General features: G+C 68.7%; 9 protein-coding genes. 8 read left to right on the top strand and 1 reads right to left on the bottom strand.

What is annotated here, in order from left to right; genetic code table 11:
- The coding region (locus ACFYPN_RS13620; protein WP_389298214.1) for a hypothetical protein at positions 1-214 on the bottom strand (214 nt) is incomplete at its 3' end.
- A gap of 77 nt (positions 215-291) precedes the next feature.
- Here ACFYPN_RS13620 and xylB point away from each other — a divergent pair.
- The 8 genes from xylB (at position 292) to ACFYPN_RS13580 (ending at position 11871) form a co-directional block, all read left to right on the top strand.
- Positions 292-1779 carry a xylulokinase gene (gene xylB, locus ACFYPN_RS13615; protein ID WP_389298212.1) on the top strand — a complete coding sequence of 496 codons (1488 nt, stop codon included), beginning with the start codon at positions 292-294 and terminating at the stop codon, positions 1777-1779.
- Positions 1780-1950: 171 nt separating this feature from the next.
- Complete coding sequence (yicI, locus tag ACFYPN_RS13610; RefSeq protein WP_389298210.1) at positions 1951-4206, top strand: alpha-xylosidase; 2256 nt, start codon at positions 1951-1953, stop codon at positions 4204-4206.
- Between the two features lie 189 nt (positions 4207-4395).
- Positions 4396-5031 carry a histidine phosphatase family protein gene (locus ACFYPN_RS13605; RefSeq protein ID WP_358762725.1) on the top strand — a complete coding sequence of 212 codons (636 nt, stop codon included), beginning with the start codon at positions 4396-4398 and terminating at the stop codon, positions 5029-5031.
- 837 nt (positions 5032-5868) lie between these two features.
- Positions 5869-7314 (top strand): N-acetylglucosamine/diacetylchitobiose ABC transporter substrate-binding protein, encoded by a 1446-nt coding sequence (ngcE, locus tag ACFYPN_RS13600; protein WP_358762640.1) that lies wholly within the window; start codon positions 5869-5871, stop codon positions 7312-7314.
- A 49-nt stretch (positions 7315-7363) separates the two neighbouring features.
- Complete coding sequence (locus tag ACFYPN_RS13595) at positions 7364-8287, top strand: sugar ABC transporter permease (protein ID WP_358762642.1); 924 nt, start codon at positions 7364-7366, stop codon at positions 8285-8287.
- Positions 8287-9216 (top strand): carbohydrate ABC transporter permease, encoded by a 930-nt coding sequence (locus ACFYPN_RS13590; RefSeq protein ID WP_389298207.1) that lies wholly within the window; start codon positions 8287-8289, stop codon positions 9214-9216. Before ACFYPN_RS13595 ends, ACFYPN_RS13590 begins: the two co-directional genes overlap by 1 nt.
- Before the next feature lie 215 nt (positions 9217-9431).
- Positions 9432-10631: an ROK family transcriptional regulator gene (locus ACFYPN_RS13585; protein ID WP_358762646.1), complete on the top strand. Its 1200-nt coding sequence runs from the start codon at positions 9432-9434 to the stop codon at positions 10629-10631.
- A gap of 121 nt (positions 10632-10752) precedes the next feature.
- Positions 10753-11871, top strand: a complete 1119-nt coding sequence (locus ACFYPN_RS13580) for a sugar ABC transporter substrate-binding protein (protein ID WP_358762648.1) — start codon at positions 10753-10755, stop codon at positions 11869-11871.
- The last annotated feature ends 137 nt before the right edge of the window (positions 11872-12008 follow it).

The following is a 12008-nucleotide window of genomic DNA, read 5'->3' as shown; positions in this document are numbered from 1 at the left end:
TGTCAGCGGAAGTGGGGGTGAAGCGGTCCGACATGTCTGCCTCTTGATCGACGGGCCCGGACGGCTGCTCTGCCGACCGACCAATTTGTTCAGTGTCAGTACTAATACTCCACTTGCTGACGTCGCACCAGACCTGTTCTGTGACAGAACGGTCACTCGTGGACAACCTTTCCGTCATATGCAGGTCCACATCGTCCTGAGTGGCGTGATTCACGGTCGATCCACAGCAATCGCCCTGTATTTGTTTTGTGTACGATCAAAAAAGACTCCCCCGCAGGAACGAGGTACGCCATGCCGTCCGGAGAAGCCCGGGAAGAGGCAGGCCCGCGGTCTTCCGCGGTCATCGGGGTGGACAGTTCCACCCAGTCGACCAAGGCCGCCGTGATCGACATCCAGACCGGCCGCGTCCTGGCCGTGGGCCGCGCCCCGCACACCGTGACCGGCCGGGACGGCGCCCGTGAGAGCGACCCCGAGGGCTGGTGGCAGGCCCTGCGCGCTGCCGTCGCGTCGGCCCTCGCCGAGGCGGGCCTCGACCCCGCCGCGATCGCTGGCATCGCCGTAGCCGGGCAGCAGCACGGTCTGGTCGTCCTGGACGCGGACGGCCGGCCGCTGCGCCCCGCGCTGCTCTGGAACGACACCCGTTCCGCCCCCCAGGCCACCGCCCTCACCGCCGCACTCGGCGGACCCGAGGCATGGCTGGAGCGGACCGGGTCGGTGCCCGTCGCCTCCATGACCGCCACCAAATGGCAGTGGCTGCGGGAGAACGAACCGGAGACCGCGGCCGCCGCGGCGGCCATCCGTCTCCCGCACGACTACCTCACCGAACGGCTCTCCGGCGCCGCCGTGACCGATCCCGGCGACGCCTCCGGCACGCTCTGGTACTCCCACGCCGCCCACGGTTACGACCCCGAGCTGCTCGCCCTCACCGGCGTGCGCGCCGAGATGCTCTCCGCCGTCGCCCCCACCGGAGCGGCCCTCGCCGGACACCTCACCGAGCCGGCCGCCCGCGACCTCGGCCTCCCCGCCGGAATCGCGGTGGCCGCCGGCACCGGCGACAACATGGCCGCCGCGGTCGGCCTGGGCCTCGGCGCCGAGGGCCTGCTCGACCACCCGGTCGTCAGCCTCGGCACCTCCGGCACCGTCTTCGCCGCCACCCGCACCCGGCCGTCCTCCCCCCTGCTCGCCGGCTTCGCCGCCGCCGACGGCACCCACCTGCCGCTCGGCTGCACGCTGAACTGCACCCTCGCCGTGGACAAGGTGGCCGCCCTGCTGGGCCTGGACCGCGAGGACGCCGAACCCGGTGGCGAGGCCGTGCTGCTGCCGTTCCTCGACGGCGAGCGCACCCCCGACCTGCCGCACGCCGCCGGGCTGCTCACCGGCCTGCGCCACGACACCACCCCGCGGCAACTCCTCGGGGCGGCCTACGAGGGAGCCGTCGTGGCGATCCTGCGGGCCCTGGACGAACTGCCCTTCGACGCCCCGGACGCCCCCCTGCGCCTGATCGGCGGCGGGGCGCGCGGCACCCGGTGGGTCGAGACCGTCCGCAGGCTCTCCGGCCGGCCCGTGATCGTCCCCGAATCCACCGAACTGGTCGCGCTGGGCGCCGCCGCGCTCGCCGCGGGCGCGGTCACCGGGGACGATCCGGTGGCCCTCGCGGCCGGCTGGGGTACCGGTGCGGACAGCCGACTGGACGCCCTGCCGCGCGACACCGCCGCCTGGGACCGGATCGTGCAGGTCCTGGACCGGGCCACCCCCGCCCTCCTGACCCCGCCCTCCTGACCCCGCCCTCCCGACCTCGCGTTCCTGAACCCCAGACCCCCGCAGGTCCGGCCCATGGGGCACGTACCCCTCCGAGCGCCCGGCCTCCGCATTACCGGACCAGTCCTCCGGGTTCCCGGACCCGCGGACTCCCGATCCTCCGAACGACTGCAGAACGGCTAAGGACCCCCCATGAAGTTCACCGACGGCTTCTGGCAGATGCGGGACGGTGTGGTCGCCTCGTACGCCACCGAAGTCCGTGATCTGCGCCTGGACACCGACCGGTTCACGGCGTACGCCTCCGTCAAGCGCGTCGAGCGGCGCGGCGACACGCTCAACGCCCCGCTCATCACGGTCGAGGCGCACTCGCCCGCCGAGGGCGTCATCGGGGTGCGCATCACCCACCACGCCGGAAAGCGCAACCCCGGACCGGAGTTCGGCCTGCCCGGCGCCACCGGCGACGCGACGGCCACCACCCGCCGCGAGAACGGCACCGCCGAGCTCACCAGCGGCCCGCTCACCCTGCGGCTCTCCGACTCGGGCGCCTTCGGCCTGGACTTCCTGGACGGCGAGGGCCGCCTGCTGACGGCCGCCGGCCACAAGGGCACCGCCTTCGCCACCGTGCCGGGCGGCGGTCACCACATGGCCGCCCAACTCGCCCTCGGTGTCGGCGAGACCATCCACGGGCTCGGCGAGCGCTTCACCCCGTACGTGAAGAACGGCCAGGTCGTCGACATCTGGCAGGCGGACGGCGGCACCAGCAGCGAGCAGGCGTACAAGAACATCCCGTTCTACCTCTCCTCGCGCGGCTACGGCGTCTTCGTCAACCACCCCGGCAAGGTCTCCTTCGAGGTGGGTTCCGAGGCCGTGGGGCAGGTGCAGTTCAGCGTCGAGGACCAGACGCTGGAGTACTTCGTCATCGCCGGCCCGACCCCCAAGGACGTCCTCTCCCGCTACACCGCCCTCACCGGCCGCCCCGCGCTGCCGCCGGCGTGGTCCTTCGGCCTCTGGCTGACGACCTCGTTCACCACCTCGTACGACGAGAAGACCGTCACCTCGTTCGTGGAGGGCATGGCGGACCGGGGCATCCCGCTCTCCGTCTTCCACTTCGACTGCTTCTGGATGCGCGAGTACCAGTGGTCGGACTTCGAGTGGGACCCGGAGGTGTTCCCGGACCCGGTGGGCATGCTCGCCCGTCTCAAGGCGCGGGGCCTGCGGATCTGCCTCTGGATCAACCCGTACATCGCGCAGAAGAGCGCCCTGTACGCGGAAGGGGCCGAGAAGGGCTACTTCGTCCGCACCACCGACGGCGACATCTGGCAGTGGGACCTCTGGCAGGCCGGCATGGCGCTGGTCGACTTCACCAACCCCGAGGCGACCGCCTGGTACCAGGGCAAGCTGAAGGTCCTGCTCGACCAAGGGGTCGACGGTTTCAAGACGGACTTCGGCGAGCGCATCCCCACGGACGTCGTCTGGCACGACGGCTCGGACCCCGAGCGGATGCACAACTACTACACGCACCTCTACAACAAGGCCGTCTTCGAGCTCCTGGAGGAGGAGCGCGGTCAGGGCGAGGCCGTCCTCTTCGCCCGCTCTGCGACCGCCGGCGGCCAGCAGTTCCCCGTCCACTGGGGCGGCGACTGCTGGTCCTCCTTCGGCGCGATGGCCGAGTCGCTGCGCGGCGGGCTCTCGCTGAGCCTCTCCGGCTTCGGCTTCTGGAGCCACGACATCGGCGGTTTCGAAGGCACCCCCGACCCGGCCGTCTTCAAACGCTGGCTCGCCTTCGGCCTCCTCTCCTCGCACAGCCGCCTCCACGGCTCCTCGTCCTACCGCGTGCCGTGGGAGTTCGGCGACGAGGCGGTGGACGTGGCCCGGCAGTTCACCGAGCTGAAGCACCGGCTGATGCCGTACCTGTACGGCGCCGCCGTGGAGGCCCACACCACCGGCGTCCCGGTGATGCGCCCGATGCTGCTGGAGTTCCCCGGCGACCCGGCGACCCGCACGGTGGACCGGCAGTACCTGCTCGGCGCAGACGTCCTGGTGGCCCCGGTGTTCACCGAGGACGGGCAGGTCGAGTACTACGTGCCCGAGGGCACCTGGACCCGTCTGCTCACCGGCGAGACGGTGACCGGACCGGCCTGGCGGCACGAGACCCACGGCTTCGACAGCCTTCCGCTCCTGGTCCGCCCGGGGGCCGTACTGCCGCTCGGCGCGGACGTCTCGCGCCCGGACGGCGACTGGCTGGACGGCCTCGAGCTGCGCGTGTACGCCCCCGCCGGCACGGGTGACTTCACCCGCACCGTCACCGTTCCCGACCTCACCGGAGCTCCCGCGGCCACCTTCCGGGTGGCGCGCGAGGGCGACACGGTCCACGTGACCTCGGACACGGACCGCCCGTACGCCGTCGAGGTCGTGGGCGAGGACGGGCTGCGGGTGGTCCGCGGCTGATCCCGGCTGATTCGTATACGACCCGTGCGGGACCACCGGCCCCGGTGGCGGGCGAGCGCTTCCGGCTCGCGCACCACCGGGGCCGGCGCGCGGGCGGGCGCGTCGCAGGCGGCCCGGTCCGTACGGAATGCGATCGTGGTCCGGCGGGTTTGCATGATCGCAGCGACACGCACGAAGAACGGACGCACCATGGGCGAGTTGATCCTGATCCGGCACGGCGAGACCGAATGGTCCCGCAACGGCCGGCACACCAGCTACACCGATCTGCCGCTCACCGAGTTCGGCGAGACGCAGGCCCGCGCGCTCGTCCCGCTGCTGGCGGACCGCCAGATCGGGCTCAGCCTGGTCAGCCCCTCGGTCCGGGCCCGCCGCACGGCCGAACTGGCCGGCCTCACCTCTCCCCGCATCATCCCGGAACTGCGCGAGTGGGACTACGGCGGCTACGAGGGCATCACCACCATCGACATCCACCGCACCCGCCCCCTCTGGAACCTCTGGACCGACGGGGTCGACGCCGGTCCGACCGCGCACCCGGGCGAGAGCCCGGCCGAGATCGGGGAGCGGGCCGACAAGGTGCTCGCCGGAGTCCGCGCGACGGCCGAGGGCCTCGCGAGCGACGAGGACATCGTGCTCGTCGCCCACTCCCACTTCCTGCGTGTGCTCACCGCGCGCTATCTGGACCTGCCCCCCGCCGGCGGAAGCCTCTTCCAGCTGGCCACCGGAGCGATCTCCCGACTGGGCACCGAGCACGGGCAGCCCGTGATCACGGCCTGGAACCTGGCCCTGCCCGAGAGCCTCGTCCGCGAGGTCCGCCGGGAACGCTGAACCGCGAGCGCCGGACCGGAGAGTTCGGCACCCCCGAGAGAGTCGGCAGTCCGAGAGACGTCGGCAGTCCGAGAGACGTCGGCAGCCGAGAGACGGCCGGCACCGGAGAGACCCGGTGCCGGCCGTTCAGCTTTCCCCGGGACAGCCCCGAGAACCAGACCGGAACGTCCCATTCCCTTTCATCCTCTTCCGTTCGGGAATTGAACACACTCACCTCGCTCGTGGGGATGTAAGGCATGAAGTCGCCCGATTCGCCCGGATCACATTCGCCCCATCCGACGGAAATGGCACGGTCCTTCCGACCGGAATCGGTTTTTGTCGTCATGTGTTGTGACCTGCCCACCGGGTGATTCCGCCCGTTCCGGCGTGGCCGGAAGCCCGCACGGGGCCCGCATGACGGTCAAGTAATCCGGCGTTTCGCGGCCGTTACGGGAGGGGTGCCGGGCGAATCGTCGAAATCCGGGAAATGCTGCCGTCCGGCTCCGGGCGCACGGTGCCGACGTATCGGCGAGGTCTCAACTCGGGAAAGATGCCCGGCCAAACCTGCATTCGATCTTGCTCCTCCGGCTGCAAGTGGACTATACCTGTCGGCGTCTGCACAGCCGTTTCCCACGGCTGCGCACTCGCCAGGGGTACCGAGGAGCGGTGCGAGGCATGCCACGAGCTGTTTCGCTGTACGTTCTCCCGGCACGCCAGGCCGAGTCAGGCACATTGGTACGTCTCTCTGCATGACCCAAGCGCAACCGACCGCGCGGTGGCGGGGCCCTTCGCCTGAGGCGAGATCTCGACGGGTGACCGGTACACCGCCTGAGTCCTGATGAAGGTGAGGACTTGAGCATGGGATCGACCTCCGCCCACAACAATGAGGGTCTCGGCCGTCGCGACCTGATCAAGCGGTCCGCCGCTCTCGGCGTGATCACCGTTCCCACGATGAGCTTCCTGGCGTCCTGCGCCAGTGGCGACAGCGGCTCCGACGAGAAGGTCGAGAAGGGCACCAAGTCGGCCGAGAACCCGCTGGCCGTCAATGAGAGCGCACCCCTCGAACTGGTCATCTTCGACGGCGGGTTCGGCACGAAGTACGCCGAGGACGCCAAGGCCGTCTACGCGAAGACGTACCCCAAGGCCAAGGTCACGTTCTCCAAGACACAGAAGATCCAGTCGGTCCTGCAGCCGCGCTTCAACGGTGGCACCCCGCCGGACCTGATCGACAACTCCGGTGCCCAGCAGATGGACATGGGCGTCCTGGTCGGCAAGAAGCAGCTCGCGGACCTGACTCCGCTGCTCGACGCCCCGTCCCTCGACGACCCGAGCAAGACGGTGCGCGACACGCTGCGCCCGGGGATCGTCGAGATGGGTCAGTTCGACGGCGACCCGGTCTGGATCATGTACTACGCCTACACCGTGTACGGCGTCTGGTACTCGCAGACCGCCCTGGACAAGCTCGACGCGGCGTACCCGGAGACCTGGGACGACATGCTCGCGCTCTGTGCGAAGGCCAAGAAGAAGGGCATCGCCGGCTGGACCTACGCCGGCAAGTACCCCTACTACCTGCCGTTCTCGCTCTACCCCTTCATCGCCAAGATCGGCGGTGTCGAGGTGCTCGACGCGATCGACAACCTGGAGCCGAAGGCGTGGGAACACCCCGCCGTCAAGGCCGCGTTCGAGGCGTACTACGAGCTCTACAAGAAGGGCTACGTCCTGGAGGGGACCCCGGGTCTCGACCACCGCGGTTCGCAGGGCGCGTGGGCGAACGGCAAGGCGCTGTTCATCCCCAACGGCTCCTGGGTGGAGAACGAGGAAGCGGCCATCATCCCCAAGGACTTCAAGCTGTCCGTGGGTGCTCCCTCCAGCCTCGACGCCTCGGACAAGCTGCCGTTCGGCACCATCTGGGCGTCCGGCGGTGAGCCGTTCATCGTGCCGGCGAACGCGAAGAACTCCCAGGGCGGCATGGAGCAGCTGCGCATCATGCTCAGCGAGGCCTCCTCGAAGTCCTTCACGACCAGCACCAAGTCCCTGTCCGCCTACAACGGCGGCACCGACGGCATCGAGCTGTCGGACGGCCTCAAGTCCGGCGTCGCCGCACTGGAGAAGGCCGGGACCAACGTCGTCAACCCGCGCCTGCAGGACTGGTACGTGAAGCTCCAGAAGGAGCAGATCGGTGTCTCCGGTCTGGGCGAGATGATGGCCGGCCGCGCTACCCCCGCCGAGGCGATCAAGAAGATCCAGGGCTACGCGGACGCCGCGGCCAAGGACGGGTCCATCAAGCACTTCAAGCACCAGTGATCCACGCGTCACCAGCGGCGGCACGGCAGGAAGGTCGGAGTCGGTAACGATGCAGCACGGTAAATACCGGTTCATAGTCGGGTTCTTGATCGCCCCGATGGCGTTGTACGTCATCTTCGTGATCTGGCCCTTCATCCAGTCCATCTACTACTCGTTCACGGACTGGACGGGGCTGAGCCCCGACTTCGAGATGGTCGGCTTCGACAACTACACCAAGATGTTCAAGGACGACATCTTCTGGAAATCGCTGGAGCACAGTGTGCTTCTGGCGGTCCTGCTGCCGCTGGTGACGCTGGGGCTCGCCCTCTTCTTCGCCTTCATGCTCAATGTGGGCGGACGGCACCGTAAGGGCGCGGTCATCTCGGGCGTACGCGGATCGGGCTTCTACAAAATCGCCTACTTCTTCCCGCAGGTACTCTCCATTGCGATCGTGGCGATCCTCTTCCAGTTCGCGTTCGACCCCGCCCAGGGCATGATCAACGGATCGCTGAAAGCATTCGGATTCGACCACAACCTGCCGAACTGGCTCGGTGACCCGAAGCTCGCGCTCTGGTGCATCGTGGCGGTCCTCGTCTGGTGCACCACCGGGTTCTTCGTGGTGCTCTTCTCGGCGGGCATGGCGTCCATCCCGAAGGACTTCTACGAGGCGGCCCTCCTGGACGGCGCCACCAGGGTCACCACGTTCTTCCGCATCACGCTGCCGCTGCTCTGGGACACCGTGCAGTCCGGCTGGGTCTACATGGGCATCCTCGCGCTGGGTGCCGAGGGCTTCGCCGTGGTGAACATCATGAGCGTCGGCCCCGGCGGACCGGACTACTCGACCACCGTCCTCCCGCTGTACGTCTACCAGGCGGCGTTCCGGGACGGACAGGCCGGCTATGCGACCACGATCGGTGTCGCCCTGCTCCTCGTGACCCTGGCGTTCGCCGCCATCGTCATGAAGCTGGGCCGGCGCGAGCGGCTGGAGTACTGATGAAGACGACTGACACCCCGCCCACCCTCCGCGAGGAGGCCGGCGTACCCGGACAGCGGGCGGCCAAGACCGACGGCGGCGGCACGTCCAAGGCGAAGCGCGGTGAGGGACACGTCCTCAACGTGTTCTCGCACGGTGTGCTCGTCATCTGGGCGGTCCTGGTGATCCTGCCGCTGTTCTGGGCCGTGATGTCCGCCTTCAAGTCGGACAAGGCCATCTTCAACTCCCCGTGGGCGCTGCCCGACTCCCTGAGCTTCGACGCCTGGGGCCGGGCCTGGAACCAGGCGCACATGAGCGAGTACTTCCTGAACACCGTCCTGGTGGTCGGGGGTTCGCTCGTCGGCACGCTCGTGCTGGGGTCCATGGCCGCGTACGTACTGGCCCGGTTCGACTTCCCCGGCAACCGGTTCATCTATTTCTTGTTCGTGGGAGGCATGAGCTTCCCGGTCATGCTGGCCCTGGTCCCGCTGTTCTACGTCATGGACAACATGGAGCTGCTGAACACGATCCACGGGCTGATCCTCGTGTACATCGCGTACTCGCTGCCGTTCACCGTGTTCTTCCTGACGTCGTTCTTCCGCACGCTGCCGACCTCGGTGGCGGAGGCGGCGCTGATCGACGGGGCCTCGCACACCCGGACCTTCTTCCAGGTGATGCTGCCGATGGCGAAGCCGGGGCTGATCAGCGTCGGGATCTTCAACTTCCTCGGGCAGTGGAACCAGTACATGCTGCCCACGGTGCTGAACACCGACCCGGACAAGCGGGTGCTCGCGCAGGGGCTGGTGGAGCTCTCCACCAGCCAGGGGTACAAGGGGGACTACTCCGGGCTCTTCGCCGGACTGGTCATCGCCATGCTCCCCGTCCTCGCGGCGTACATCGTCTTCCAGCGTCAGGTGGTGGCCGGTCTGACCGCCGGAGCGCTGAAGTAGCACCTCCGCTCCACCGGCGCTTCACCACGGAACCGCCCAACTGCCTCCGGCCGTTGGGCGGTTTCGTCTGTGTTCGGACGAATTTTACCGTTCTCATCTGGGAAGGTGCAGCGCTCAAACGGGGCTCCGCACGTTCAAGGTCTTGACGGGGCACACCCGGAAACGGTCAGCTATTGGTTCACATGTTAGAGAAAACGGCAGGAGTGAGTGAGTCGATGGAGACTCCGGGGTCGCAGACATCTCTGCATCGGGCCAATCTTGAGCGGGTCGTACGTGCCGTGCGCATGGCGGGGTCGCTCACCCAGGCGGAAATCGCCAGGAGTACCGGCCTCTCCGCGGCCACCGTCTCCAACATCGTGCGCGAGCTGAAGGACGGCGGCACCGTCGAGGTGACGCCCACCTCGGCTGGGGGCCGCAGGGCCAGGAGCGTCTCGCTCAGCGGTGACGCGGGCGTCGTCATCGGGGTGGACTTCGGCCATACGCACCTGCGCGTGGCGATCGGCAACCTGGCCCACCAGGTCCTTGCCGAGGAGTCCGAACCACTGGACGTGGACGCCTCCTCCGCGGACGGGTTCGGGCGGGCGGAGGCGCTGGTCAACCGGCTGATCAGGACCACCGGGATCGGCCCGGACAAGGTCATAGGCGTGGGCCTCGGAGTGCCCGGCCCGATCGACGTGGAGTCGGGAACCCTCGGCTCCACGTCGATCCTGCCGGGATGGACGGGCATCAACCCCAGCGCGGAGCTGGCCACCCGCCTCGGAGTGCCCGTCTACGTCGACAACGACGCCAACCTCGGCGCCCTGGGCGAGCTGGTCTGGGGGAGCGGGCGCGGCGTCCGGGACCTCGCCTACATCAAGGTCGCCAGCGGGGTGGGGGCGGGCCTGGTGATCAACGGGGCGATCTACCGGGGCCCCGGGGGGACCGCCGGGGAGATCGGCCACATCACCCTCGACGAAGCGGGCCCGGTCTGCCGCTGCGGAAACCGCGGGTGCCTGGAGACCTTCGCCGCCGCCCGGTACGTCCTGCCGCTCCTGAGGCCCAGCCACGGACCGGACCTGACCATGGACCGGGTCGTCCAGCTGGCCCGCGAGGGCGACCCCGGGTGCCGCCGGGTGATCGCCGACGTCGGCCGGCACATCGGCAGCGGCGTGGCCAACCTGTGCAACCTCCTCAATCCCAGCCGGGTCGTACTCGGCGGATCGCTCGCGGAGGCCGGTGAGTTGGTCCTCGGGCCCATCCGTGACTCCGTCGCGCGCTACTCCATCCCGAGCGCCGCACGACAGCTCTCGGTACTTCCCGGGGCGCTCGGCGGGCGCGCCGAGGTGCTCGGGGCGCTGGCTCTGGTGCTGAGCGAAATGGGCGATTCGACCCTGTTGGAGAACACGCTTTCGCCCGCCACGCCTGCCTTCACTTAGATAACGAATGGCACCGTTGTCATCTCGTTAAGTATTTACTCCTTGACGCCGCAGCTGCGGCCGAGTTGACTTCCGTCCACCTCGGCCGCAACGTCGCGGCCTCGTCAGGGAGGTTCGAGTTATGAACACGCGTATGCGTCGTGCCGCTGTCGCCGTTGCCGCCACCGCCATGGCGGTCTCGCTTGCCGCTTGCGGGAGCGCCAAGGAGTCCGCCGGCAAGTCGGACGACTCGTCGTCCGGCAAGAAGGGCGACGACCTCAAGATAGGTCTGCTCCTTCCGGAGAACGCCACCGCTCGGTACGAGAAGTTCGACAAGCCGATCATCGAGAAGAAGATCGGCGAGCTCACCGGCGGCAAGGCCGAAGTGGTCTACAACAACGCCAAGCAGGACGCCACGCTGCAGGCGCAGCAGGTCGAGACCATGATCACCAACAAGGTCGACGCCCTGATCATCGACGCGGTGGACTCCAAGTCGATCGCCAACAGCGTGCAGAAGGCCAAGGACGCGGGCATCCCCGTCGTCGCCTTCGACCGCCTCGCCGAGGGCCCCATCGACGCCTACACCTCCTTCGACAACGAAGAGGTCGGCCGGGTCCAGGGCAAGGCCCTGCTGGAGGCGCTGGGCGACAAGGCATCCCAGGGCCAGATCGTGATGATGAACGGCGCGATCACCGACCCGAACGCCGCGCTCTTCAAGAAGGGCGCCAAGTCCGTCCTGGACGGCAAGGTGAAGGTCGGCAAGGAGTACGACACCAAGGAGTGGAAGCCGGAGAACGCCAACGCCAACATGGAGGCGGCGATCACGGCTCTCGGCAAGGACAAGATCGTCGGCGTCTACTCCGCCAACGACGGCATGGCCGGCGGTATCATCACCGCCCTCAAGGCCTCCGGCCTGAAGACCCTCCCGCCGGTCACCGGTCAGGACGCCGAGCTCGCGGGTGTCCAGCGCATCGTCGCCGGTGAGCAGTTCATGAGCGTCTACAAGCCGTACTCCCCGGAGGGTGAGGCCGCCGCCACCATGGCCGTCTCGCTGGCCAAGGGTGAGAAGATCGCCTCCTCGGTCGCCACCTCCACGGTCGACAGCCCCACCACCAAGGGTGTTCCGACCTACCTCGTCCCGGTCGTCTCGCTGACCAAGGACAACATCAAGGACACGGTCATCGAGGACGGCGTCTACACCGTCGCCGAGATCTGCGCCGGCCAGTACGCGTCCGCCTGCGCCGCCATCGGCCTCAAGTAGTCCCACCCGCCGGACCCCGCCCCCCGCGTCACGCGGCCGGCGGGGCTCCGGCCGGGTCCGGCCCCCGCCTCCGGCGGACCTGCCGGACCCCGTGGGCCCGCCGCACAGCGGCCCGCCCACCCGAAGCCTGTCCGGTG

This window comes from Streptomyces sp. NPDC005576 (assembly GCF_042871745.1).
In the GTDB taxonomy this organism is placed as follows: Bacteria; Actinomycetota; Actinomycetes; order Streptomycetales; family Streptomycetaceae; genus Streptomyces.
This window is presented reverse-complemented; position numbering and strand designations above follow the sequence as displayed.

Bases quoted from the DNA above. Each gene is read 5' to 3' on its own strand.
- ACFYPN_RS13580 (WP_358762648.1), top strand. From the start codon at position 10,753: ATGAACACGCGTATGCGTCGTGCCGCTGTCGCCGTTGCCGCCACCGCC.
- ACFYPN_RS13590 (WP_389298207.1), top strand. From the start codon at position 8,287: ATGAAGACGACTGACACCCCGCCCACCCTCCGCGAGGAGGCCGGCGTA.
- ACFYPN_RS13595 (WP_358762642.1), top strand. From the start codon at position 7,364: ATGCAGCACGGTAAATACCGGTTCATAGTCGGGTTCTTGATCGCCCCG.
- ACFYPN_RS13605 (WP_358762725.1), top strand. From the start codon at position 4,396: ATGGGCGAGTTGATCCTGATCCGGCACGGCGAGACCGAATGGTCCCGC.
- xylB (WP_389298212.1), top strand. From the start codon at position 292: ATGCCGTCCGGAGAAGCCCGGGAAGAGGCAGGCCCGCGGTCTTCCGCG.
- ngcE (WP_358762640.1), top strand. From the start codon at position 5,869: ATGGGATCGACCTCCGCCCACAACAATGAGGGTCTCGGCCGTCGCGAC.
- ACFYPN_RS13585 (WP_358762646.1), top strand. From the start codon at position 9,432: ATGGAGACTCCGGGGTCGCAGACATCTCTGCATCGGGCCAATCTTGAG.
- yicI (WP_389298210.1), top strand. From the start codon at position 1,951: ATGAAGTTCACCGACGGCTTCTGGCAGATGCGGGACGGTGTGGTCGCC.